Annotated in this window: 21 protein-coding genes; 14 read left to right on the top strand and 7 right to left on the bottom strand. The window is 59.8% G+C overall.

The genetic code is table 11. From position 1 onward, the window contains the following. Positions 1 to 114 precede the first annotated feature (114 nt). Positions 115 to 810, top strand: coding sequence for an HAD-IA family hydrolase (locus ACYZTS_RS23725; RefSeq protein ID WP_461992461.1), 696 nt, complete (start codon positions 115 to 117; stop codon positions 808 to 810). A 72-nt stretch (positions 811 to 882) separates the two neighbouring features. On the opposite strand, the gene ACYZTS_RS23720 is transcribed toward ACYZTS_RS23725, so the two are convergent. Continuing rightward, the gene (locus ACYZTS_RS23720; protein ID WP_461992459.1) at positions 883 to 1629 is read right to left on the bottom strand and encodes a 3-oxoacyl-ACP reductase family protein; all 747 of its coding nucleotides are present in this window, start codon (positions 1627 to 1629) and stop codon (positions 883 to 885) included. A 125-nt stretch (positions 1630 to 1754) separates the two neighbouring features. Between ACYZTS_RS23720 and ACYZTS_RS23715 the strand changes: the two genes are divergently transcribed. Then, entirely contained in the window at positions 1755 to 2678 is a 924-nt protein-coding gene (locus tag ACYZTS_RS23715) for a LysR family transcriptional regulator (protein ID WP_461992457.1), read from the top strand. Between the two features lie 73 nt (positions 2679 to 2751). Here the strand turns inward: ACYZTS_RS23715 and ACYZTS_RS23710 are convergent, their stop codons facing one another. Beyond that, the gene (locus tag ACYZTS_RS23710; protein ID WP_461992455.1) at positions 2752 to 3492 is read right to left on the bottom strand and encodes a phosphoadenylyl-sulfate reductase; all 741 of its coding nucleotides are present in this window, start codon (positions 3490 to 3492) and stop codon (positions 2752 to 2754) included. A gap of 173 nt (positions 3493 to 3665) precedes the next feature. Here ACYZTS_RS23710 and thrH point away from each other — a divergent pair, with 173 nt between their 5' ends. After that, complete coding sequence (thrH, locus tag ACYZTS_RS23705) at positions 3666 to 4283, top strand: bifunctional phosphoserine phosphatase/homoserine phosphotransferase ThrH (protein WP_461992453.1); 618 nt, start codon at positions 3666 to 3668, stop codon at positions 4281 to 4283. 84 nt (positions 4284 to 4367) lie between these two features. Here the strand turns inward: thrH and pabB are convergent, their stop codons facing one another. The 4 genes from pabB to rloA form a co-directional block, all read right to left on the bottom strand. Beyond that, entirely contained in the window at positions 4368 to 5705 is a 1338-nt protein-coding gene (gene pabB, locus ACYZTS_RS23700) for an aminodeoxychorismate synthase component I (RefSeq protein ID WP_461992451.1), read from the bottom strand. 240 nt (positions 5706 to 5945) lie between these two features. Next, positions 5946 to 6932 carry an alpha-L-glutamate ligase-like protein gene (locus ACYZTS_RS23695; RefSeq protein WP_028624238.1) on the bottom strand — a complete coding sequence of 329 codons (987 nt, stop codon included), beginning with the start codon at positions 6930 to 6932 and terminating at the stop codon, positions 5946 to 5948. Beyond that, on the bottom strand, positions 6932 to 8467 hold the full coding sequence (gene rloB, locus ACYZTS_RS23690) for an osmotic stress tolerance membrane protein RloB (RefSeq protein ID WP_028624239.1): 1536 nt from the start codon (positions 8465 to 8467) through the stop codon (positions 6932 to 6934). Before rloB ends, ACYZTS_RS23695 begins: the two co-directional genes overlap by 1 nt. A gap of 5 nt (positions 8468 to 8472) precedes the next feature. Continuing rightward, positions 8473 to 9009 carry a retropepsin-like aspartic peptidase RloA gene (gene rloA, locus ACYZTS_RS23685; protein WP_028624240.1) on the bottom strand — a complete coding sequence of 179 codons (537 nt, stop codon included), beginning with the start codon at positions 9007 to 9009 and terminating at the stop codon, positions 8473 to 8475. A 1252-nt stretch (positions 9010 to 10261) separates the two neighbouring features. Here rloA and ACYZTS_RS23680 point away from each other — a divergent pair. From ACYZTS_RS23680 to prpD, 6 genes are all read left to right on the top strand, one after another. Then, positions 10262 to 10981 carry a GntR family transcriptional regulator gene (locus ACYZTS_RS23680; RefSeq protein WP_461992448.1) on the top strand — a complete coding sequence of 240 codons (720 nt, stop codon included), beginning with the start codon at positions 10262 to 10264 and terminating at the stop codon, positions 10979 to 10981. After that, positions 10978 to 11874 (top strand): methylisocitrate lyase, encoded by an 897-nt coding sequence (gene prpB / locus ACYZTS_RS23675; protein WP_461992446.1) that lies wholly within the window; start codon positions 10978 to 10980, stop codon positions 11872 to 11874. The genes ACYZTS_RS23680 and prpB overlap by 4 nt, the downstream gene beginning before the upstream one ends. Before the next feature lie 166 nt (positions 11875 to 12040). Beyond that, complete coding sequence (gene prpC / locus ACYZTS_RS23670) at positions 12041 to 13168, top strand: bifunctional 2-methylcitrate synthase/citrate synthase (protein WP_461992444.1); 1128 nt, start codon at positions 12041 to 12043, stop codon at positions 13166 to 13168. Between the two features lie 207 nt (positions 13169 to 13375). Continuing rightward, the gene (acnD, locus tag ACYZTS_RS23665; protein WP_461992442.1) at positions 13376 to 15973 is read left to right on the top strand and encodes a Fe/S-dependent 2-methylisocitrate dehydratase AcnD; all 2598 of its coding nucleotides are present in this window, start codon (positions 13376 to 13378) and stop codon (positions 15971 to 15973) included. A gap of 57 nt (positions 15974 to 16030) precedes the next feature. Further along, positions 16031 to 17221, top strand: coding sequence for a 2-methylaconitate cis-trans isomerase PrpF (prpF, locus tag ACYZTS_RS23660; RefSeq protein WP_461992440.1), 1191 nt, complete (start codon positions 16031 to 16033; stop codon positions 17219 to 17221). Between the two features lie 182 nt (positions 17222 to 17403). Beyond that, a complete protein-coding gene (prpD, locus tag ACYZTS_RS23655; protein WP_461992438.1) occupies positions 17404 to 18888 on the top strand; it encodes a 2-methylcitrate dehydratase in 1485 nt (494 codons plus the stop codon). A 214-nt stretch (positions 18889 to 19102) separates the two neighbouring features. On the opposite strand, the gene ppsR is transcribed toward prpD, so the two are convergent. Then, entirely contained in the window at positions 19103 to 19921 is an 819-nt protein-coding gene (gene ppsR, locus ACYZTS_RS23650; protein WP_028621376.1) for a posphoenolpyruvate synthetase regulatory kinase/phosphorylase PpsR, read from the bottom strand. A 175-nt stretch (positions 19922 to 20096) separates the two neighbouring features. On the opposite strand from ppsR, the gene ppsA reads away from it, so the two are divergent. From ppsA to ACYZTS_RS23625, 5 genes are all read left to right on the top strand, one after another. Next, complete coding sequence (gene ppsA / locus ACYZTS_RS23645; protein ID WP_028621377.1) at positions 20097 to 22472, top strand: phosphoenolpyruvate synthase; 2376 nt, start codon at positions 20097 to 20099, stop codon at positions 22470 to 22472. A 204-nt stretch (positions 22473 to 22676) separates the two neighbouring features. Next, complete coding sequence (locus ACYZTS_RS23640) at positions 22677 to 23672, top strand: alpha/beta fold hydrolase (RefSeq protein WP_461992436.1); 996 nt, start codon at positions 22677 to 22679, stop codon at positions 23670 to 23672. Between the two features lie 114 nt (positions 23673 to 23786). Further along, positions 23787 to 24278 (top strand): ribonuclease E activity regulator RraA, encoded by a 492-nt coding sequence (rraA, locus tag ACYZTS_RS23635; protein WP_461992434.1) that lies wholly within the window; start codon positions 23787 to 23789, stop codon positions 24276 to 24278. Positions 24279 to 24303: 25 nt separating this feature from the next. Beyond that, a complete protein-coding gene (locus ACYZTS_RS23630; RefSeq protein WP_461992433.1) occupies positions 24304 to 25299 on the top strand; it encodes a zinc transporter ZntB in 996 nt (331 codons plus the stop codon). Between the two features lie 63 nt (positions 25300 to 25362). Further along, positions 25363 to 25611: a hypothetical protein gene (locus ACYZTS_RS23625; protein ID WP_028621381.1), complete on the top strand. Its 249-nt coding sequence runs from the start codon at positions 25363 to 25365 to the stop codon at positions 25609 to 25611.

Here is a 25611-nt window from a genome sequence, read left to right as displayed (position 1 = left end):
GGATTGCCCGTTGCTCTGAGCCGTCCGCGCTCGGTATGCTGCTGAACCCTTTAATCAATCCTGGTCGAACGTCTTCGCGTTCTCCGGGGTGTCATTAAAAACGGATCAGATGTGATGAATGCAGCGCTGAAAGAGCTCCGCCCGATCAAAGCCGTGATCTTCGACATGGACGGCTTGCTGCTCGACACCGAGGGCATTTACACAGAGGTCACGTCGATCATTGCCCAGCGCTACGGTCGGACCTTCGATTGGAGCGTCAAACAGAACATCATCGGCCGGGGCGCGGCTGATCTGGCCCGTTATGTGGTCGAGGCGCTGGACCTGCCCATCAGTGCAGAAGAGTTTCTGCAGATCCGCGAGCCGCTGATGCGCGAGCGTTTTCCGACGGCGTTGGCGATGCCGGGTGCTGAGCAACTGGTTCGGCATTTGAAGGCGAACGACATTCCTATCGCAGTCGGTACCAGTTCTTCGCGCCAGTCATTCGGACAGAAAACCACCCTGCACCGTGACTGGTTTGCGTTGTTCGATTTCATCGTCACGGCTGATGATCCGGAAGTTGGCGCAGCGAAACCGGCGCCTGACATTTTCCTCACGGCGGCGCGGCGGCTGGGTGTGGCCCCCGAGGATTGTCTGGTGTTTGAAGATTCACCGTTTGGCGTGACCGCTGCGAAAGCCGCGGGCATGACTGCTATCGCGATTCCCGACGCGGCGATGGCCGATGAAAAATACGCCCATGCCGACCGCATCCTGCGCTCGCTCAAGGCGTTTACGCCAAGCGTCTGCGGCCTGCCGGCGCTGGAGTGGGCGTGATATTCGCCGATGCAAAAACGCCGGCAACCTGATCAAGGTTCCCGGCGTTTTCGCGTCTGAGCGCAAGTGAAATCAGGCGCCGAAACCACCGTCGATGGTCAGGCTGGCACCGGTGATGTAGCCGGCTTCCGGCCCTGCCAGATAGGCCACGAAACTGGCGATTTCTTCCACCGTGCCGTAGCGACCGACGGCCATGAGCGGCATCAGGCTGTCAGCAAAGTCGGTGTTGGCCGGGTTCATATCGGTGTCGACGGGGCCGGGCTGCACATTGTTGACAGTGATCCCGCGTGGGCCCAGGTCGCGGGCGAGACCCTTGGTCAAGCCGACCAGCGCCGATTTACTCATGGCGTAGGTGGCACCTCCCGCGAAGGGCATGCGGTCGGCGTTGGTGCTGCCGATATTGATGATGCGACCGCCATGAGTCATGTGAATCGCGGCAGCCTGAGTGGCAACGAACACGCTGCGCACGTTGATGGCCAAGGTCTGATCGAAGTCTTCCAGTTTGAAATCTTCCAGCGGCGCGACGGCCAGCACGCCGGCGTTGTTGACCAGAATGTCCAGACCGCCGAATGCATCGACAGTCGCGCTGACTGCTCTGCGGATGGCGTCGGCGTCAGCGCTGTCAGCCTTGATCGCCAGCGCTTTTCCACCAGCGGCAATGATGCTGTTTTGCAGTTCTTCGGCTTTGGCGGTGGAGCTGACGTAAGTGAAGGCGACCGTCGCGCCTTCTGCGGCCAGGCGTTTGACGATAGCCGCGCCGATCCCGCGGGATCCGCCTTGAATGAAAGCCACTTTGCCGCTGAGGTTTTGGGTAGTCATATCGATCTCCAGAGTGCCGGGGCGAGAGGCCGCGGTTGATGGAGCTCAGTATCTTCGGCTGATTACCCTCTGAGTAGACTGCAATCGCTATAGTCTGTGTAAACCAGAAGTTTAGAGTGGCGGTCATGGAAACTTTCAGCAGTATCGAATGCTTCGTGCGCAGCGCCGAGGTTGGGAGTTTTGCCGAGGCGGCACGCCGCTTGAGTCTCACGCCGGCAGCGGTGGGCAAGAGTGTCGCAAAACTGGAGGCGCGGCTGGGTGTGCGGCTGTTTCAGCGCAGTACCCGAAGCCTGCGATTAACCGAGGCCGGCCAGCTGTTTCTCGGCGAAGTCAGCGGTAGTCTGCTAACGATCCAGAATGCAGTGGCGAACCTTGCCAGCGCAGGAGGGCGACCGGCGGGCACCTTGAAAGTGAGCGTGGGAACAGTGTTCGGGTGCTTGTACATCGTGCCGCTGCTCGGGGAATTTTTGCAGCGGTTCCCAGCGATCAACCCCGATTGGCATTTCGATAATCGCCAGGTCGACCTGATCGCACAGGGTTTCGATGCGGCCATCGGCGGAGGTTTCGAGCTGCCTCAAGGGGTGGTCGCACGCAAACTGACGCCGGCGCATCGTGTACTGGTGGCGTCCCCTGGCTACCTGTCACAACGAGAGCCAATTTTTGAGCCAACCGATCTTCAGCACCATGACGGCATCCTGATTCGCTCGCCGCAGACCGGGCGTGTGCGATCCTGGCACCTGACCGGACGCGAGCAACAACAGAGCCCGCTTATGCTCAGGGCGCGGATGACCATGAGCGATTCCGAAGCGGCGTGCGCGGTGGCGACTCAGGGGTTGGGGATCGCCTTGGTGAGCATGCCGTTTGCGGTGAATTACCTGCAGGCGGGGACGTTGCAGCGGGTATTGCCCGACTGGTACATCGATGACGGGCACATTTCGATTTATTACGCCGAGCACAAATTGTTGCCGGGCAAGACCCGGGCATTTGTGGATTTCATCATTGAGCAGTTTGCCGAGCAGCAGTTGAGGACGCGGTTCAGCGCGGTGTGAGCACGGCGTTGGACCGAGGTGCGGCGATAGCGGGTAAGTCGGAATGCCGCACCACTGGCTCCCAAACCGCGGCTTACGCCTTGGATTTGCTGATGATATTGCCCGCATGCAGTCCGCATTCTTTCTGCGTGGCTTCTTCCCACCACCAGCGACCTTCACGTTCATGCTGGTTTGGCAGCACCGGGCGGGTGCACGGTTCGCAGCCGATGCTGATGAATCCGCGCTCGTGCAGGCTGTTGTAGGGCAGCTCCAGCATGCGAATGTAACCCCAGATCTCTTCGCTGGTCATTTGCGCCAACGGGTTGAATTTGTACAAGGTGCGTTCAGGGGTGGAGAACGCGGTGTCGATCTCCATGACCGCCACGGCGCTCCGGGTGCCGGGGCTCTGGTCACGGCGCTGGCCGGTTGCCCAGGCTTTTACAGCCGAGAGTTTGCGCCGCAGTGGCTCGATCTTGCGAATCCCGCAGCATTCGCCATGGCCGTCCCGATAGAAACTGAACAGGCCTTTTTCCTTCACAAACGGTTCAAGTTTGCTGTAGTCCGGCGACACCAGTTCGATGTCGATCTTGTAATGTTCGCGAACCTGGTCGATGAAGCGATAGGTTTCCGGATGCAAGCGACCGGTGTCGAGGCTGAACACTTTGACGTTTTTGTTCAGCTTCCAGGCCATGTCCACCAGCACCACGTCTTCGGCGCCACTGAACGATATCCACAGCTCGTCACCGAACTCGGCAAACGCGAGCTTCAGGATGTCCTGGGCAGATTTGTTGGCATAGGTCGTGGCGAGTTCAACGACGTCGAACGATGGGCTCATCAGGGCGGCTTCCTACAGGTCGGTGGCGCTGGGCGCTCTATATGGGGCTGATGGTAACAAAATCCTGGGGCCGCTGGCGTGCCCTGTGCGTTGCGCAAGCCCGTTCGACTCGCTAGAGTTCGGCAGTCTTTTTACTCGCTCGACTCAATAATCACTACAAATGGGAGTGTCTTGTGGAAATTGCCTGTCTGGATCTTGAAGGTGTCCTGGTCCCGGAGATCTGGATCGCCTTCGCCGAAAAAACCGGGATCGAATCCCTCAGGGCGACCACCCGGGATATTCCCGACTACGACGTGCTGATGCAGCAGCGCCTGCGCATTCTTGACGAACACGGGCTGAAACTCGCCGACATCCAGCAAGTGATCGCGACCCTGAAGCCGCTGGACGGCGCCGTCGAGTTCGTCAACTGGCTGCGCGAGCGCTTTCAGGTGGTGATTCTGTCGGACACGTTCTACGAGTTTTCCCAGCCGTTGATGCGTCAACTGGGTTTTCCAACCTTGCTATGCCATCGTCTGATTACCGACGATTCCGGGCGGGTGACCAGCTATCAGTTGCGTCAGAAAGATCCGAAACGTCAGTCGGTATTGGCCTTCAAGAGCCTGTATTACCGAGTGATTGCGGCAGGCGATTCCTACAACGACACGACGATGCTGGGCGAAGCGGATGCGGGGATCTTGTTCCACGCGCCGGACAATGTGATCCGCGAATTCCCGCAGTTCCCGGCGGTGCACAGTTTTGAGGACTTGAAACAGGAGTTCATCAAGGCTTCGAATCGGGCGTTGAGTTTGTAAGCCCGACCCCTGTAGGAGCTGTCGAGTGAAACGAGGCTGCGATCTTTTGATTTTTCACGATCAAAAGATCGCAGCCTTCGGCAGCTACAGGTTTTGCAGGGTATCGAGCAACACCTTCACCTTGGTGATTGACTCCTGATACTCAGCCTGCCACTCGGAATCCGCGACAATTCCGCCGCCGCCCCAGCAGCACACCTGCCCATCCTTGACCAGCAAGCTGCGGATTGCGATAGAGCTGTCCATTTTTCCGCGTACGTCGAGGTACACCAACGATCCGCAATACAATCCGCGGCGGGTTGGCTCCAGCTCATCAATGATTTGCATCGCGCGAATCTTCGGTGCGCCGGTGATCGAGCCACCGGGAAAGCTGCCGGCTATCAGGTCCAGTGCATCACGGTCATCCGCCAGTTCGCCGGTTACGCTGCTCACCAGGTGATGCACGTTCGGGTAGCTTTCCAGGCTGAACAATTCCGGGACGCGCACCGAGCCGATTCGGCAGGTGCGTCCCAGGTCATTGCGCAGAAGATCGACAATCATCAGGTTTTCCGCGCGATCCTTGGGGCTGGCGAGCAGTTCGGCGGCGTTTGCGGCATCTTCCGTAGCGGTCAGGCCACGAGGACGGGTGCCTTTGATCGGTCGGGTTTCGACGTGTCGCTCGCTGACCTTGACGAAACGTTCCGGCGACAGGCTCAGCACCGCGCCGCCGTCGGGCAGACTCTGGAAACCGGAAAACGGCGTAGGACAGGCGTCTCGCAGCGCGCAGTAAGCCGCCCATGGATCGCCCTCGCATTCCGCGCGGAAACGCTGGGCAAAATTGACCTGGTAGCAGTCACCGGCCTGAATGTAGTGCTGAATGCGCTCAAATGCCTGGCGATACTCACCGGCGCTGAGGTCGGCTTTCATCGGCGCTTTCAGCTTGAACGGCTCGACCGATTCAGCAGCTGGCTGGCTGAATAAAACGATCAGCCGCTGACGTTCACTGTTGCGCAACGCCGGGTGAAACACCAGTTGGGTAGTGGCTCGATGGTGATCACTGATCAGCGCCCAGTCGTACACACCGAAACGCGCATCGGGCAATTGCAGATCGTCGTGCGCCTGGGTTGGCAGGTTTTCCAGATGGCGGCCGAAGTCATAGCTCAGGTAGCCGATCAAGCCTCCGGCGAAGGGCAGGTCGAGGGGAACGCTGGCTTCGCCAAGTTGTGTCAGATTGTCCCGCAGGCGTTGCAGGAAATCCCTGCCGCTCTCGTCGGGCGAAACCGTGAGCTGTTGCAGCGGCCACGCGCTAAGCAGGTCATAGCGGCCGCGATCGGCAATCGGTCGACCGCTGTCGAGGAGAACGGCGCCAGGGGCATGGCGAACTGCCGCGAAATAGTCTGCGGGATTGGCGCGATAGGGCAGCGGGTGTACGGAGCAGGTCAGCATGGGCGGGGCAGGTCAGCCATTGAGGCGGGGTGGCGATTGTAGTCTGCCCGGGGGATTGCTCCTAGTGGTGACGTCGGCGATTGGCAGGTGGGTGGCAGGGTGTAAGACCTGCTGCGCTTGCCCGGCCGTCATCGCTGGCAAGCCAGGCTCCTGCGGGATTTGTGTTGTGCCGGGTGGGCTGCTTGCCACGGGCTCTGTAGGAGCAAGCTTGCTCGCGATGGGCGCGACGCAGGACCTGGGTCAGCCCTCGACCGCTGGAATATGCCCGAACATTTCCTGCACAAACGCCATCCGCTCCTCAACCGTCTCGACCACGCCGCGAGCCTTGAGATCTTCGAGCCGTGCTTCGACCGCGTGCGTTCGCAATGTCAGGCCACAATCATTGGCAATCTGAATATTCAACCCCGGGCGGGCGTTCAGCTCGAGAATCAGCGGGCCTTTTTCCTGGTCAAGCACCATGTCGACACCGATGTAACCCAACCCGCACAGCTCATAACAGCCGGCAGCAAGTTTCATGAAACCGTCCCAGTAGGGCAGCTGCACGCCATCCACTGCATTGGTTGTGTCCGGGTGTTTGGTGATGATGTTGTTCAGCCAGGTGCCGCGCAGCGTCAGGCCGGTTGCCAGATCGACACCGACGCCGATAGCGCCCTGGTGCAGGTTGGCCTTGCCGCCGGACTGACGGGTAGGCAGGCGCAACATCGCCATCACCGGATAACCCATCAACACGATGATGCGAATGTCCGGCACGCCTTCGTAGCTGATGCTTTTGAAGATCTGGTCCGGGATCACCCGGTATTCGACCAGCGCCCGGTCCCGGTGACCGCCCAGCGAATAGAGGCCGGTGAGGATGCTCGAGACATGGTGCTCGATTTCCTCGTGGCTGATGATCTTCCCGGAGACCGTGCGATAACGCCCCTCGAAGCGGTCGGCGATCACAATGATGCCGTCGCCGCCCGCGCCCTGCGCCGGTTTGATCACGAAATCACTGCGCCCGCCGATGATCTCGGTGAGGTTGTCGATTTCCTTTTCCGTGGAAATCACGCCGTACAGCTCCGGCACATGGATGCCGGCAGCGATGGCGCGCTCTTTGGTGATGATCTTGTCATCGACGATCGGGTACAGGCTGCGCTTGTTGTACTTCAGCACGTAGTCCGCATTGCGTCGATTGATGCCCATGATGCCCCGGGCTTCCAGGGCCTTCCAGGTCTTCCAGAAACCGAACATCAGGCGTCAGCCTTCTTCAGGAATGCCTTGAAACGCACCAGTTCCGTCAGGCGGTAACCGCGATAGCGACCCATGGCCAGCATGAAGCCGACGAGAATCAGCAGGATCGCCGGGAAGGTGAACACGAAGTACACCAGTTCCGGCACGCTCATGATCAGGTGCGCCAGCGCGGCGGCGAACAGCGTGCCGATCGCCACTTTCATTGCATGACTGGCACCGCGTTCTTCCCACGTGATCGACAGACGCTCGATGGTCATGGTCAAAATCACCATCGGGAACAGCGCGACCGACAGTCCGCGTTCCAGCCCGAGTTTGTGGCTGAACAGGCTGATCGCCGCAATCAACACCACAACGAAGGTCAGCACTACCGACAGGCGCGGCAACATCTGCAGTTTCAGGTGTTCAAGGTAGGAGCGCAGCGACAGTCCCAGCGCGGTGATTACCGTGAACAGGATGATGCCGAAACCCAGCTGGGTTTCGCGAAAGGCGAGGGCGATCAGCACCGGGGTAAACGTGCCGAGCGTCTGCAGCCCGATCAGGTTGCGCAGGATCAGGATCACCAGCACACCAATCGGGATCATGACCATGATCATGAACGTCTGCTGGGTTTGCAGTGGCAAGCCGTACAACGAATATTCGAGGAAATTGGCGTCGGTGTTTTCGTCGGTCAACTTGGCCAGGCGAATCGCGTTCATCTCGCTGTTGTTCATGCTGAAGGTGACAGTGGCTTTCTTGCCGCCATCGACCGTGATCAGGTTTTCATCGCCGGTCCACCACAGCAGGCGGTCGGTCGGCAGGCCCTGTTCACCGGTCTCGGGATTGAAGAACAGCCAGTCGGCGCCGTTGAAGCTGCGCAGCCAGAGTTCAGGTGACTGCGGCTGATCGGCGACCAGCCGGATGGTGTGGACCTTTTCAACCGGTACGTGAGCGAGCGACAGCAGCAGTTCGACGATTTTTGCCTTATGCCCGACTGATGGATCGCCGCCCAGCAGCAGCTTCACATTGTCATCATTGACATTGTTCACACGCTTGATGGCTTCGCCGATGAACGTCTCGACGTCGGCCGAGTGCTGGCGGATCGGCGCGAGCAAGGCTTCGACAGCCACCTTTTCTGCACCTTCGACGGCGATGCTGTCGCGGAAGGTCGGACCTTTGACCTTGGACTTTTCCCCGGTGTAACGCTTGGTCAGCACCAGACGGTAATAAAGAGTCTGATTGCCCTTGGCGCGACGCGCTGACCAGGTGACCTTGCGGTTGCCGTCGACGCGGTTCACGGCGACGCCGTAATTGTTGGAAATGAAGCTCTCGTTGAGACTCACGTAATCGCGGCTCAGCGGTGGCACGAACATCTGGATCTTGACCGGATCTTTGGTGCTGGCGACGAACTCGACCTTGGCGTCGATGTTCCATAAGTCGTCGGTGGCGTCTTCGGTGACCGGAATGCCGAGCACGAAAATCTGATAGGCCGTAATCGAAATGCCCAGCACCACCAGGATGGCGATCAGGAATTTCAGATGAAGGGTAAGAGAGCGCATGGTGATTACTCTGCGGTATGTGCGTCGGTGGCGCAGGCAGGTTTGCCAGCAGCGTATTTAAGACTTGGGTCGACCAGCGCGTCGAAGCGTTTAAGCGCTTCGGAGCCGATCAGCAGCGGGTATTGGAAGGCGCTGCGGTCGGTCAGGTTCACTTCGATACTGCGTAAGGCCGAGCCCATGCAGATGTCCAGCTCGATGACCGGACGGGCAGTGTATTTTTTGCCTTCATCAGGATCATAGTCGCCAGCGCGACGTTTGATCTTGCTGACCCGGGCTAGTGGCCGTTCGATGGGGTGCGAATGTGCAGCGTCGATGGCCAGGTAGAAACGCACCCAGGATTCGCCATCACGTTTGAAACGCTTGATGTCACGGGCGCTCAGAGAGGCGGTTTTCGCACCAGTGTCGAGTTTGGCGGCGACCTCCAGGTTGATGCCGTCCAGGGAAGCGTACTCGTTAAGGCCGTACACGGTTTTCCCCCCCGCGGCGGCGATGCCGGGCAGGCAGAGTAGATATAAAAATGTTGGGAAAGGCTTGAGTCTCATAGATCCTGATGCGCAGCGGTCCGTGTGTCGATTCTAGGCCCTGGCAATAATGAATGCGCAAGCTCCCGCGTGTGCCTGGCCATTTTTTTGCGCCAGGCAGGGCAGATGTCAGAGACAAATGCGGGCGGCATTCTAGCACGGTGGTTTTATGGCGCCAGCGCTGGCCAGCGGCTATGAGTGGTTGGGGGTTGGTGCTTTATCAGGCGGACCGCTTTGTGAGATTACCTGTGGAGGCGATGGCTGCGTCTTGGGCGATTAGGTTTTGTCGGTGTACATATCCGTTGCTCCGGTGATGCCGATATTGGTTTCGCCCTTACGGCGAGTCACTTGGAAAAGCCTGCGCGGCCCGGCCCCAACTAACCAAGGGCTCTTGCCTCTGACGTCCGGTGGCTCGCCTAGGCTCGCCATGCCTTCGCTCCGGTCCTGCTCCGTGGGCCCGGCGCGATCGGCCATCCTTGGCCGTGCGCGCCTAACCCGGCATCCATGCCGGGTTGCCCACTGCGCAGAACCTGCGCTCAGCCTTCCGACGGTGCGCTAAACGCCACAGCCGCCGAGGCGGCCTGATAGCCGACCTGGCTCGCGGTGTTCCGCCACCACACAAAACCGTGTAGCAGCTGGCGCAGCCTGCGTCCGGCTGCGCAGCAGTCGTATATCGGGCAACGCGGTTTGTCAGATGGACCAGTGCGCAGAATAGACGACTGCTGCGCAGCCGGACGCAGGCTGCGCCAGCTGCTACGGGTCCTGTGTCGTATCGGACAGAATGATCCTGCCCGGATGGCGCCGTTGCTTTGCTTCAGATCTTGATCTTGATCTTGATCTGCCCCGTCGGAAGGCCGAGCGCAGGTTCTGCGCAGTGGGCAACCCGGCAAGGATGCCGGGTTAGCTGCCGCCGGCCATGGATGGCCGATGGCAGCGGGCCCACGGAGCAGGACCGGAGCGAGGGCATGGCGAGCCTTAGCGAGCCACCGTACGTCAGGGGCGCTGGCGCTTGGTTACTTGGCGCTCTTCCAAGTGACCCGCCGTAAGGGCGGAACCAATAGCAGCCCTGACCGCAGCAACGGATATGTACACCTTCAAAAAATCCACGTCACTTGACACACCGCCATCGCGAGCAAGCTCGGCTCCTACAGGGGGATGCGTATACCTAAAAAAATGCGTTATTAGACGATTGTCGACAATACCTATTTATCCTTTGACTAAACCCCCGGCATTAGCTAATTTTCACGGCATCAGCTTTAAAGGTGTCGACAATATGCTGGCTCAACTCGATCCCCCCGTCATCCAGGACGACACGGAAACCCTCTCCGAAAACGTCTTCCGCCGCATTCAGGCAGCCATCGTCAAAGGCGAGATCGCCCCGGGCAGCAAAATTTCCGAGCCAGAACTCGCTCGCACCTACGGCATCAGCCGCGGACCGTTGCGCGAAGCCATCCACCGGCTCGAAGGCCAGCGCTTGCTGGTGCGCATACCGCACGTCGGTGCGCGGGTTGTTTCCCTGAGTCACGCTGAACTGATCGAACTCTACGAAATCCGCGAATCCCTCGAAGGCATGGCCTGCCGTCTGGCTGCTGAACGCATGACCGCCGAAGAAATCGACGAACTGCGCCGCGTCCTCGAAACCCACGAGCGCGATGAGGCATTTCAGGCGGGTGTTGGCTATTACCAGCAGGAAGGCGATTTCGACTTTCATTACCGGATTATCCAGGGCAGTGGCAACCGCACCCTGACGCAGATGCTCTGCGGCGAGTTGTATCAACTGGTGCGCATGTACCGCATCCAGTTTTCCACCACGCCCAACCGCCCGCATCAGGCCTTCGCCGAGCACCACCGGATTCTCGATGCCATCGCCGACCGTGACGGTGAGCTGGCCGAGTTGTTGATGCGCCGCCACATCGGCGCGTCCAAACGCAATATCGCCCGTCATTACCAGGGCGGCGCTAACCCGACAGCCACTGAACGAGGTGAGTCATGAGTTCCAACAAGAGCACTCCAGGCCAGCGTTTCCGCGATGCGGTCGCCAGCGAGCATCCGCTGCAAGTGGTTGGCGCGATCAACGCCAACCACGCGTTGCTGGCCAAGCGCGCCGGTTTCAAAGCTATTTATCTGTCCGGTGGCGGTGTGGCTGCCGGCTCTCTCGGCGTGCCGGACTTGGGCATTACCGGCCTGGATGACGTGCTCACCGACGTGCGCCGCATCACCGACGTCTGCGATCTGCCGCTGCTGGTGGACGTCGACACCGGTTTTGGCTCGTCGGCGTTCAACGTCGCGCGCACGGTCAAATCGATGATCAAGTTCGGCGCTGCAGCGATTCACATCGAAGACCAGGTCGGCGCCAAGCGCTGCGGTCATCGCCCTAACAAAGAGATCGTTTCGCAGCAGGAGATGGTCGACCGCATCAAAGCGGCCGTCGATGCGCGCACCGATGACAGCTTCGTAATCATGGCGCGTACCGACGCATTGGCAGTGGAAGGCCTCGAGTCTGCGCTGGATCGTGCAGCCGCGTGCATCGAAGCCGGCGCTGACATGATCTTCCCCGAAGCCATCACCGAACTGGACATGTACAAGCTGTTCGCCAGCCGCGTGAAAGCGCCGATTCTGGCCAACATCACCGAATTCGGCGCGACGCCGCTGTACACCACCGAGCAATTGGCCGGTGCCGACGTGTCGCTGGTGCTATACCCATTGTCGGCGTTCCGCGCGATGAACAAGGCGGCGGAAAATGTCTACACCGCGATCCGCCGCGACGGCACGCAGCAGAACGTCATCGACACCATGCAGACTCGCATGGAGCTTTACGATCGCATCGACTATCACACCTTCGAGCAGAAGCTCGATGCGTTGTTTGCCGCGAACGCAAAGAAGTAATCCGGTCTGTGTAGCAGCTGCCGAGCCTGCGAGGCTGCGTCCGAGGCCGAAGGACTCGCAAACTGGTTCGCAGCCGAACGCAGCCTCGCGCTGCTCGACAGCTGCTACGAAATGACGCGTTAACAATTGCCGATTCCCTAACAAATTCAAAAATTGGAGACAGCAAATGGCCGAAGCAAAAGTACTCAGTGGCGCCGGGCTCCGGGGCCAGGTTGCCGGGCAAACCGCATTGTCCACCGTGGGCCAGTCGGGTGCCGGTCTGACTTATCGCGGCTACGACGTTCGCGAACTGGCGGCTGACGCGCAATTCGAAGAAGTGGCCTATCTGCTGCTGTTCGGCGAGCTGCCAACCAAGGCGCAACTGGCCGATTATCAAAGCAAACTCGGCAAGCTGCGTGACCTGCCGCAAGCTTTGAAAGAAGTGCTGGAACGCATCCCCGCCGACGCCCACCCGATGGATGTGATGCGCACCGGCTGCTCGTTCCTGGGCAACCTGGAGCCGGAAAAAGACTTCTCCGAGCAGCACGACAAAACCGACCGCCTGCTGGCCGCCTTCCCGGCGATCATGTGCTACTGGTATCGCTTCAGTCACGACGGCAAGCGCATCAATTGCGTCAGCGACGAACAAACCCTCGGCGGCCATTTTCTGCATTTGCTGCACGATAAAAAGCCGAGCGAGTTGCACGTCAAAGTGATGAACGTTTCGCTGATTCTCTACGCGGAACACGAATTCAATGCTTCGACGTTCACGGCTCGAGTCTGCGCTTCGACCTTGTCTGATCTGTTCTCCTGCGTGACGGCGGCCATCGGTTCGCTGCGCGGCCCCTTGCATGGCGGGGCCAACGAAGCGGCGATGGAAATGATCGAGCGCTTCGGCTCGCCGGAAGAGGCGGTCAAAGGCACCCTCGGCATGCTCGAGCGCAAGGACAAGATCATGGGCTTCGGTCACGCGATTTATAAGGACAACGATCCGCGCAACGAGGTGATCAAGGCCTGGTCGAAAAAGCTCGCCGATGAAGTGGGTGACACGGTGTTGTTTCCGGTCTCCGAAGCCATCGACAAAACCATGTGGGAGCAGAAAAAACTGTTCCCGAACGCCGACTTCTACCATGCGTCGACGTACCACTTCATGGGCATTCCGACCAAGTTGTTCACACCGATTTTCGTCTGCTCGCGCTTGACCGGCTGGGCTGCGCACGTGTTCGAACAACGCGCCAACAACCGCATCATCCGCCCGAGCGCCGAGTACACCGGCGTCGAACAGCGCAAGTTCGTGCCAATCGAACAACGCTGACCGGTTGGGGCGGGCTTAACCGGGATCTGGACTCTACGCAGATCCTTGTGGGAGCGAGCCTGCTCGCGATAGCGGTGGGTCAGTCGACGTCAATGTCGGATGTGACTCCGTCATCGCGAGCAGGCTCGCTCCCACAGTGGATCGTGTTCAGTTCAAATCTGCTGCCACGCCCCAGCTTTTCGCAATTACCGTGACCGAGTCCTGACGATGAACACTGAATTCCGTAAACCGCTGCCCGGCAGCCATCTGGATTATTTCGACGTCCGTGCGGCGGTCGAGGCCATTCAGCCTGGCGCCTACGACACGCTGCCATACACCTCCCGCGTGCTGGCGGAAAACCTCGTGCGTCGCTGCGACCCGACCACGCTCACCGATTCCCTGAAGCAATTCATCGAGCGCAAACGCGACCTCGACTTCCCTTGGTTCCCGGCGCGCGTGGTCTGCCACGATATTCTCGGCCAGACCGCCTTGGTCGACCTCGCCGGCCTGCGTGACGCCATCGCCTTGCAAGGTGGCGACCCCGCGCAAGTCAACCCGGTAGTGCCGACGCAATTGATCGTCGACCACTCACTAGCGGTCGAGCGTGGCGGCTTTGATCCAGAAGCGTTCGAAAAGAATCGCGCCATCGAAGACCGGCGCAACGAAGACCGTTTCCACTTCATCAATTGGACAAAAAAGGCGTTCAAGAACGTTGATGTGATTCCGCCCGGCAACGGCATCATGCACCAGATCAACCTGGAGAAAATGTCCCCGGTGATTCAGGTGCGTGACGGCGTTGCGTTCCCCGACACCTGCGTCGGCACCGACAGCCACACGCCGCACGTGGATGCGTTGGGCGTGATCGCCATCGGCGTCGGCGGGCTGGAAGCGGAGAGCGTGATGCTTGGCCGCGCGTCGTGGATGCGACTGCCGGAAAGCGTCGGCGTCGAACTGACCGGCAAGCTGCAGCCGGGCATCACCGCCACCGACATGGTGCTGGCGTTGACGGAATTCCTGCGCAAGCAAAAAGTCGTCGGCGCATGGCTGGAATTCTTCGGCGAAGGCGCCTCAAAACTGACCCTCGGCGACCGTGCGACCATTTCCAACATGGCTCCGGAATACGGCGCCACCGCCGCGATGTTCTATATCGATCAGCAAACCATCGATTACCTCAAACTCACCGGTCGTGAAGACGAGCAGGTCCAGCTGGTCGAGACTTACGCCAAGACCACCGGCCTGTGGGCCGACAGCCTGAAGGGCGCGCAGTACGAACGCGGCCTGACTTTCGATCTGTCTTCGGTGGTGCGCAACATGGCCGGCCCGAGCAATCCGCACGCTCGCGTCGCCACCTCGGATCTGGCCGCGCAAGGCATCTCCGGCCAGTGGGACGAGGTGCCCGGGCAAATGCCGGACGGCGCGGTGATCATCGCCGCCATCACCAGTTGCACCAACACCAGCAACCCGCGCAACGTGATCGCCGCCGGCCTGCTGGCGCGTAATGCCAACAAGCTCGGCCTGACCCGCAAACCGTGGGTCAAATCGTCGTTGGCGCCGGGTTCGAAAACCGTGGCACTGTACCTTGATGAAGCCGGCCTGACCCATGAGCTGGAGCAGCTCGGTTTCGGCGTGGTGGCGTTCGCCTGCACCACCTGCAACGGCATGTCCGGCGCGCTCGATCCGGTGATCCAGCAAGAAATCATCGACCGCGATCTGTACGCGACCGCCGTACTCTCCGGCAACCGCAACTTCGACGGCCGGATCCACCCGTACGCGAAAAACGCGTTCCTCGCATCGCCACCGCTGGTAGTCGCCTACGCCATCGCCGGGACCATTCGTTTCGACATCGAAAAAGACGTGCTGGGCCTCGACGCCGACGGCAAGGAAATCCGCCTGAAAGACATCTGGCCGAGCGACGAAGAAATCGACGCCGTCGTCAAAGCCTCGGTCAAACCTGAGCAGTTCCGCCAGGTTTACATCCCGATGTTCGCCATCCATGAAGACTCCGGGCCGAAGGTCACGCCGCTGTATGACTGGCGCGAAATGAGCACCTACATCCGGCGTCCGCCGTACTGGGAAGGCGCGTTGGCCGGGGCACGCCCACTCAAGGGCATGCGCCCGCTGGCAGTGCTGCCGGATAACATCACCACCGATCACCTGTCGCCGTCGAACGCGATCATGCTCGACAGCGCCGCCGGCGAATACCTGGCGAAAATGGGCCTGCCGGAAGAGGACTTCAACTCTTACGCAACGCACCGTGGCGACCACCTCACCGCACAGCGCGCAACCTTCGCCAACCCGAAACTGTTCAACGAAATGGTCCGGGAAAATGGCAAGGTCAAGCAGGGCTCGCTGGCCCGGGTTGAGCCTGAAGGTCAGGTGATGCGCATGTGGGAAGCTATCGAAACCTACATGGAGCGCAAGCAGCCGCTGATCATTATTGCCGGCGCCGACTACGGACAGGGCTCGTCCCGCGACTGGGCGGCAAAAGGTGTGCGTCTGGCTGGCGTGGAAGCGATTGCCGCAGAAGGTTTCGAGCGCATTCACCGCACCAATCTGGTCGGCATGGGCGTGCTGCCGCTGGAGTTTCTGCCGGGCACCGATCGTCACACGCTGGGCATCGACGGCAGTGAAACCTATGACGTGATCGGCCAACGTACCCCGCGCGCGCAATTGACGCTGGTGATCAATCGCACGAACGGCGAAACCCTTCAGGTGCCGGTGACCTGCCGTCTCGACACGGCGGAAGAAGTCTCGATCTACGAGGCGGGCGGCGTGCTGCAACGCTTCGCCCAGGACTTCCTCGAAGAATCGGCGGTTGCCGTCTAAAAACACGATGTGCGAGCAGGGGACTTCAAGTCCTTCGCTCGCTATGAAGGAGCACCCATGGCTCACGCACCTCAAATAAAGATTCCCGCCACCTACATGCGCGGCGGCACCAGCAAAGGCGTGTTCTTCAGCCTCAACGACCTCCCCGCAGCGGCGCAAACCCCAGGCCCGGCGCGGGATGCGTTGTTGCTGCGGGTCATCGGCAGCCCGGACCCGTATGACAAACAGATCGACGGCATGGGCGGTGCGACCTCCAGCACCAGCAAAACCGTGATCCTGTCGAAAAGCACCAAGGCCGATCACGACGTCGATTACCTATTCGGTCAGGTCTCCATCGACAAGCCTTTCGTCGACTGGAGCGGCAACTGCGGCAACCTGTCGGCGGCCGTCGGTTCGTTCGCCATCAGCAATGGCCTGGTGGACGCCAGCCGTATTCCGCAAAACGGCGTTGCAGTGGTGCGCGTGTGGCAGGCCAACATCGGCAAGACCATCATTGCCCATGTGCCAATCACCAACGGCGAAGTGCAGGAAACCGGTGACTTCGAACTCGACGGCGTGACCTTTCCTGCTGCTGAAGTGCAGCTTGAATTTCTCGACCCGGCAGCGGAAGAAGAGGGCGCTGGCGGTTCGATGTTCCCCACCGGCAACCTCATTGACGACCTCGAAGTGCCCGGCGTTGGCACCTTCAAGGCGACACTGATCAATGCCGGGATCCCGACGATATTCGTCAACGCTGAAGACATCGGTTACACCGGCACTGAGTTGCAGGGCGCGATCAATGGCGATCTGAAAGCGCTGGCGATGTTCGAGACCATCCGCGCATACGGCGCGTTGCGCATGGGCCTGATCTCCAGTCTCGACGAAGCCGCGAAACGGCAGCACACGCCGAAAGTCGCATTCGTCGCCAGACCGGCGGATTACATTGCGTCGAGCGGCAAGGCGATTAACGGCGGGGACATCGACTTGTTGGTGCGGGCGTTGTCGATGGGCAAATTGCACCACGCGATGATGGGCACCGCGGCGGTGGCGATCGGCACGGCGGCGGCGATCTCCGGCACGTTGGTCAACCTGGCAGCGGGCGGCGTCGAGCGCAACGCTGTGCGCTTCGGGCATCCGTCCGGCACGTTGCGCGTGGGCGCGCAAGCGACGCAAGTGAACGGCGAGTGGACAGTGAAAAAAGCCATCATGAGCCGCAGCGCGCGGGTATTGATGGAAGGCTTCGTGCGCGTGCCGGGCGATTCATTCTAGATTCATACAACGCTCTTGTAGGAGCCGGCTTGCTGGCGATCCAGGCACCTCGGTCTGCCTGACACACCGGGTTGCCTGGATCGCCAGTAAGCCGGCTCCTACAGGGAACGAATTCCAACAATAAAGAAAATCAGTCCTGAACCGAGGTCCCATCAACGAACCACCTCACGAGTGAATCGAACATGAGCACCAACGTCGACCAGAACAACCGCCCCGACTACGATTCGGTCCTGCAGGACATCGCAGACTACGTTCTCACTTATACAGTCGAGTCTGAGGAAGCGCTGAACACCGCACGCAACTGCCTGATCGACACCCTTGGCTGTGGGCTGTTGGCGCTGCGCTTTCCCGAATGCACCAAGCACCTCGGTCCGATCGTGGAAGGCACTGTCGTCCCGCACGGCGCGCGGGTACCGGGCACCAGCTACCGCCTTGATCCGGTGAAAGCGGCGTGGGACATCGGCTGCATCGTCCGTTGGCTCGACTATAACGACACCTGGCTGGCTGCCGAATGGGGCCATCCCTCGGACAATCTCGGCGCAATTCTCGCGGTCGCCGATCACCTGTCGCAGAAGCGTTTGGCCAATGGCGACGCGCCGCTGACGATCCGCGCGGTGCTCGAAGCGATGATCATGGCCCATGAGATTCAAGGCGTGATCGCCCTGGAAAACTCGTTCAACCGTGTAGGCCTTGATCACGTCATTCTGGTCAAAGTCGCCTCGACCGCTGTCACTGCGAAACTCATGGGCGCCAATCGTCAGCAACTGCTGTCCGCTTTGTCCCATGCATTCGCCGATGGTCAGGCACTGCGCACGTATCGCCATGCGCCCAACGCCGGCTCGCGCAAATCCTGGGCGGCGGGCGATGCGACCAGTCGAGGAGTGCGCCTGGCAGACATCGCCATGCGCGGGGAGATGGGCATCCCCGGCGTGCTGACCGCCAGGCAGTGGGGTTTCTACGATGTGTTGTTCAGTCATATCAATAACGACCTGGCGCTCAAGGCAGAAGACAAACGTGCCTTCAGCTTCAGCCGGCCGTACGGCACTTACGTGATGGAAAACGTGCTGTTCAAAATCAGTTTTCCTGCCGAATTCCACGCGCAAACCGCTTGTGAAGCGGCAGTGACCTTGCATTCGCAGGTGAGGAATCGCCTGCACGACATCGACAAAATCGTCATCACCACCCATGAGTCGGCAATCCGCATCATCTCCAAAGTCGGTCCGCTGGCCAATGCGGCTGACCGCGACCACTGCATTCAGTACATGACCGCCGTGCCGCTGGCCTTCGGTAACCTGATCGCCGAGTACTACGAAGACGACTTTCACGCAGCCCATCCGATCATCGATGTATTGCGCGAGAAAATGGTCATTGTCGAAAACCCCCAGTACACGCGTGAGTATCTGGAGCCGGACAAACGCTCCATTGCCAATGCGATCCAGGTGTTTTTCAAGGACGGTACGAGCACCGCGAACGTGGTGGTGGAGTATCCGATCGGCCACCGTCGGCGCCGTGCTGAAGGCATTCCATTGCTGGAGGACAAGTTCAGGGCGAACCTGCTGACACGATTCACCGGTCAGCGAAGTGAGGAGATTTTTGCGTTGTGCAAGGATCAGGCAGCGCTTGAGGCGACGCCGGTGAACCGGTTTGTGGATTTGTTTGTGATCTAGGAGTTACACCGAGTCATCGTTCTTCGCGAGCAGGCTCGCTCCCACATTTGATCTGTGTTGACTGAAAAATATGCAGACAATGCTGAACCCTGTGGGAGCGAGCCTGCTCGCGAAAGCGGCCTCGCTCCCACATTTGACTGTGTTGTGTCTGAAGAAGCAGATCAACTGTGGGAGCGAGCCTGCTCGCGAAGGCGGCCACGCAGTGACCACAACTTTACTTGAACCGCCGCTCCACGCCTTTCTCCACCAGAATTTTCGCGGAAATCTCTTCCACCGAAAAATGCGTGGAGTTGATGTGCGGGATGTTCTCGCGGCGAAACAGGTTCTCCACCTCGCGCACTTCGAATTCGCACTGCGCGTAACTCGAATAGCGGCTGTTGGGCTTGCGCTCGTTGCGGATCGCGGTAAGGCGGTCCGGGTCGATCGTCAGGCCAAACAGCTTGTGCTGGTGGGCGCGCAGGGCGCTCGGCAATTGCAGGCGTTCCATGTCGTCTTCGGTCAGCGGATAGTTCGCCGCGCGAATGCCGAACTGCATGGCCATGTACAAACAGGTCGGCGTCTTGCCGCAGCGCGACACGCCCACCAGGATCAGGTCGGCCTTGTCGTAATAATGCGTGCGGGCGCCATCGTCATTATCGAGGGCGAAGTTCACCGCCTCGATACGCTCCATATAGTTGGAGTTGGTCCCGATAGAGTGGGATTTGCCCACGGTATAGGAAGAATGCTCGGTGAGTTCCTGTTCGAGCGGGGCCAGGAAGGTCGAGAAAATGTCGATCATGAAACCATTCGACATTGCCAGGATCTCACGGATGTCCTGATTGACGATGGTGTCGAAGATAATCGGCCGGAAGCCGTCGGTTTCAGCGGCTTTGTTGATTTGTTGTACCATGGCCCGCGCTTTATCCACGTTGTCGATGTACGGCCGCGTGAATTTGCTGAAGGTAATGTTTTCGAACTGCGCCAGGAGGCTTTGACCCAGGGTTTCGGCAGTAATGCCGGTGCCATCGGAGATAAAGAAAGCAGATCGTTTCATTTGCACCTTGGGCCTTTAAGCTAATGAAGATTCTTGGATATGATAGGCGCGATTTGCCGGCCGCCAGTGGCTCGCATTCTCACTTATTTTCCAGGTCCAGGCCATATAGCTGGCAAATGCTCTTCCAGAGCGCCGGCTTCTGAGCTTTTCCAACACAGTTAGTGGAGAGATCACCTTGGTAGAGTACGTAGTTTCCCTCGATAAGCTCGGCAAACACGACGTTGAGCACGTGGGGGGCAAGAACGCATCCCTGGGCGAGATGATCAGCAACCTGGCGGGCGCCGGTGTATCGGTACCTGGTGGCTTTGCCACGACAGCTCAGGCATATCGTGATTTTCTGGAACTGAGCGGCCTGAACGATCAGATCCACGCCGCCCTCGACGCCCTGGACGTCGATGATGTGAACGCCCTCGCCAAGACCGGCGCGCAGATCCGTCAGTGGATCATGGAAGCCGAATTCCCCGAGAAGCTCAACGCCGAGATCCGCACCGCGTTTGCCACGCTGTCGGCTGGCAACCCTGACATGGCCGTGGCCGTGCGCTCTTCCGCTACCGCCGAAGACTTGCCGGACGCTTCCTTCGCCGGTCAGCAGGAAACCTTCCTCAACATCCGGGGTGTCGAAAACGTTATTCGCGCCGCCAAAGAGGTGTTCGCTTCACTGTTCAACGACCGTGCCATTTCCTACCGCGTGCACCAGGGCTTCGACCACAAACTGGTCGCCCTGTCGGCTGGCGTGCAGCGCATGGTCCGCTCCGAAACGGGTACCGCCGGCGTAATGTTCACCCTCGATACTGAATCGGGTTTCCGTGACGTGGTGTTCATCACCGGCGCTTACGGCCTGGGCGAAACCGTTGTACAAGGTGCGGTCAACCCGGATGAGTTCTACGTGCACAAACACACGCTGGCCGCCGGTCGTCCAGCCATTTTGCGCCGCAACCTGGGCAGCAAAGCCATCAAGATGATCTACGGCGAAGTCGCCACGGCCGGCAAATCGGTCAAGACCATCGACGTCGACAAGGCTGATCGCGCGCGCTTCTGCCTGAGCGACGCCGAAGTCAGCGAGCTGGCCAAGCAAGCGATGATCATCGAGAAGCACTACGGGTGCCCGATGGACATCGAGTGGGCCAAAGACGGCGACGACGGCAAGCTCTACATCGTTCAGGCGCGTCCTGAAACCGTGAAGAGCCGCACGTCGGCCAACGTCATGGAACGCTACCTGTTGAAAGAAACCGGCACCGTGCTGGTTGAAGGTCGCGCCATCGGCCAGCGCATCGGCGCCGGCAAGGTCCGCATCATCAAGGACGTGTCCGAGATGGACAAAGTCCAGCCGGGCGACGTGCTGGTGTCCGACATGACCGACCCGGACTGGGAACCGGTCATGAAGCGCGCCAGTGCCATCGTCACCAACCGTGGCGGGCGTACCTGCCACGCGGCGATCATCGCTCGCGAACTGGGCATCCCGGCCGTGGTCGGTTGCGGCAACGCCACCCAGTTGTTGAAAGACGGCCAGGGCGTGACCGTGTCCTGTGCAGAAGGCGACACCGGCTACATTTTCGAAGGCGAACTGGGCTTCGACATCAAGAAGAACTCCGTGGATGCCATGCCGGATCTGCCGTTCAAGATCATGATGAACGTCGGTAACCCGGACCGCGCCTTCGACTTTGCGCAGCTGCCGAATGCCGGTGTGGGCCTGGCCCGTCTGGAATTCATCATCAACCGTATGATCGGCGTGCACCCCAAGGCATTGCTGAACTATGACGGTCTGCCGCAAGACATCAAGGACAGCGTCGACAAGCGCATTGCTGGCTACGATGACCCGGTCGGCTTCTATGTCGAGAAACTGGTCGAAGGCATCAGCACCCTGGCTGCAGCGTTCTACCCGAAAAAGGTCATCGTGCGCCTGTCGGACTTCAAGTCCAACGAATACGCGAACCTGATCGGCGGCAAGCTATATGAGCCGGAAGAAGAAAACCCGATGCTGGGCTTCCGTGGCGCCTCGCGTTACATCAGCGAAGCGTTCCGTGATTGCTTCGAACTCGAATGCCGCGCCCTCAAGCGCGTGCGCAACGAGATGGGCCTGACCAACGTCGAAATCATGGTGCCGTTCGTCCGTACCCTCGGCGAAGCGAGCCAGGTTGTCGACCTGCTGGCTGAAAACGGTCTGGCGCGTGGTGACAACGGTCTGCGCGTGATCATGATGTGCGAACTGCCGTCCAACGCGATCCTGGCTGAGGAATTCCTCGAGTTCTTCGACGGCTTCTCCATCGGCTCCAACGACCTGACTCAGCTGACGCTGGGCCTGGACCGTGACTCCGGGATCATCGCGCACCTGTTCGACGAGCGTAACCCTGCAGTCAAAAAGCTGTTGGCCAACGCCATCGCCGCGTGCAACAAGGCCGGCAAGTACATCGGCATCTGCGGTCAGGGCCCTTCGGACCACCCGGACCTGGCCAAATGGCTGATGGAGCAGGGCATCGAAAGCGTTTCGTTGAACCCCGATTCCGTGCTGGAAACCTGGTTCTTCCTGGCTGAAGGTCAAGCGCCGGCTTGATGGTGTAAAACGTCCGCTCAAATGCCTTTGTAGGAGCCGGCTTGCTGGCGATTGCATCACCACGGTTCCCTGACAGACCTCGGTGCCTGCATCGCCAGCAAGCCGGCTCCTACAGGGATGGACATGAAGTCAGCGGCGGCCGTTTTTTTTGATTCAATCAGGGCGGGCTCCTCTGGAAGCCGCCCTTTTTTGTGCAAGAGCATTATGCAAAGCAGCAGCAACCTGTTTCCTGTCGCCCTGATCAGCGCCGAGCGGCGCGGCGATCTGAGCGAAGACGTTTATCGTTTGAAACCCGGCAACAGCCCCGACGGAACTGTCGAGCTGGCCGTCACCCGCCTTGGCCTGGCCGATGAACCGGCCGTGCGTGGCGTACCGGTGATTCTGTTGCACGGCAGTTTTTCCAATCGGCGCTTCTGGTTTTCGCCGAAAGGCTTGGGGCTGGGCGCTTACCTGGCCCGCCTGGGATTCGATGTGTGGATTCCCGAAATGCGCGGTCATGGCCTTTCCCGGCGCAACCACAACTACCGCAGAAACCGTGTCGCCGACTACGCCCGTCATGATTTGCCAGCGATCGGCGCCTTCGTTCGTGAGCAGAGCGGCCAGGTCCCGCACTGGGTCGGCCATTCGCTGGGGGGCATTACTCTGGCGGCGGCGCTGGGCGGCGAATACATCGGTGAGCCAGTGGTGGCGTCTGCCGCGTTCTTCGGCACGCAAGTCAGCCGCACATACTGGCCGTTGAAGATTCCACCGGTGGAGTGGGGCGGTCGCTTCATTCTCAAGCGTTTCGCGCAGCTGTCCGGTTCGCGGCTCAAGCGCGGGCCAGAGGACGAGCCGATCGGTCTGGCCTTGGAGAGCATGCGCTGGTATGGCTTGTTCGGACGTTTTGGCGACGCTGATAAGGACTGGTGGGCGGGGTTGGCCGAGGTGAAACTACCGGTGCTGGCCGTGAGCGCGGCAGGTGATCACCAGGATCCGGCATGGGCGTGTCAGAAACTGTTCGATCAGCTGGGTTCAGAGCACAAGCAATTTCTTGTCCTGAGCCGCGAGCAAGGCTTTGGCGATGATTTCGGCCATGTCGAGATGCTCGTCAGCAAGGCGGCGCAAATCGAAGTCTGGCCGTTGGTGGCTCGTTGGCTGGGCGATCAGCAAACGCTTCTGCTCGGCGACCATCCGGTACTGGCCGCAGTGGTCGGAGGCTGACGCTCTATCAAGGGCATTCCGCTCTGATCGGCTTACGGCTAAGCTATGACGCATTACGCTTTTCCGGTCACATTGCGACATCCTCGACGTCTTCTTTTCTACAGGAGTTTTTCGATGAACCATTACCTTACGCCTGACCTGTGCGACGCCTATCCGGAGCTGGTGCAGGTGCTGGAACCGATGTTCAGCAATTTCGGCGGCCGCGATTCCTTCGGCGGCGAAATCGTGACCATCAAGTGCTTCGAAGACAACTCGCTGGTCAAGGAACAGGTCGAGCTGGACGGTAAAGGAAAAGTGCTGGTAGTCGATGGTGGCGGTTCGCTGCGGCGGGCGCTGCTCGGTGACATGCTGGCCGAGAAAGCCGCGAAAAACGGCTGGGAGGGTCTGGTGATCTACGGCTGCATTCGCGACGTGGACGTCATCGCACAGACTGATCTTGGGGTTCAGGCCCTGGCCAGTCATCCGATGAAGACCGACAAGCGCGGCATCGGTGACCTCAACGTGGCTGTCACCTTCGCGGGCGTGACCTTCCATCCGGGTCACTACGTTTACGCGGACAACAATGGCGTGATCATTTCGCCAAGTCCGCTGAAAATGCCTGAATAAATCGCGAATCAATCAAGGGGTGAGGATGTTCGAGGAAGACAACGCGCAGTGGGGGCTGGTGCATGCCCTGGTGCTGGATGGTAAAGGCGGTGCGCGTTCGATAGCCCGGACAGAACTCGACGAATTGCAGCTGCAGGCGCATGAAAGCCTGTGGCTGCACTGGGATCGCAGTCACCCGCAAACTCAGACCTGGCTGCGCAAATCCAGCGGGCTGAGCGAATTCAGTTGCGACCTGCTGCTCGAAGAAAACACCCGGCCGCGCCTGCTCGCGCTGCCGGATTCCGAACTGTTGCTGTTCTTGCGCGGGGTCAACCTCAACCCCGGGGCCGAGCCGGAAGACATGGTCTCGGTGCGCATTTTCGCGGCGGCACAGCGGGTTATTTCCCTGCGGCTGCGACCGTTGCGCGCCACCGACGAATTGCTGATGGAGCTGGCTGAAGGCAAGGGGCCGAAAACCGCATCCGAGCTCATTCTTTATATGGCGCAGTACCTCACCAACAAGGTGCAGGATCTGGTCAGTTGCCTCTCGGAAGTGGTCGATGAAGAAGAAGAAAAACTGGATGCCGACGAACGGTATACACCCGAGCATGGTGCCATTTTGCAGATCCGCCGGCGGGCCGCTGCGCTGAAGCGATTCCTGGCGCCGCAACGGGAAATTTTCGGCCAACTGACGCGCTTGAAACTGCCTTGGTTCGTCGAAGATGACGGCGATTACTGGAACGAATTGAACAACAGTCTTACCCGCTATCTGGAAGAGCTGGAGTTGACCCGCGAGCGGGTGGGGCTGGTCCTCGAGGCCGAAGACAGACGCTTGAGCGTGCGCATGAACCGCACGATGTATCGCTTCGGGATCATCACCGGGATCTTTTTGCCGATGAGTTTTCTGACCGGTTTGTTGGGGATCAACGTGGGAGGAATTCCCTTCTCCGAAAGCCCTTATGGTTTCATGATTGCCTGCCTGCTGGTGGCATCCGTGGCGCTTGGGCAGTGGTGGTTATTCCGACGTTTGCGTTGGGTCTGACAATGCGTCATGTGACCTGTGCAAATTTGGCCGCGTCTTTCACAGACATCACGAGAGGTGCGTATGCACGATCCGTTTGAACAGTCTTTACGCGACATGCTGAACGCTTCACCGTCCACCCGCGACGATGATGCGTGCCTTGGCCGTGTGTTGAAAACCGCTAACCGCCAGGTCGGCGCTGGCGACCTGTTCAGCCTGTTGGGCCGCTGGCTGCCCGCGTTGATGATCGCCCTGAATAACGGATCGGCACACGTCTCGCCGGTTTCCCGTCGTCGCAAACCTACCGTTCGCACCGCTGATAAGGCTGATTGA

This window comes from Pseudomonas sp. TMB3-21 (assembly GCF_054898145.1).
The sequence above is the reverse complement of the archived record's forward strand: the minus strand, read 5'-3'. Positions and strand labels throughout refer to the sequence as shown.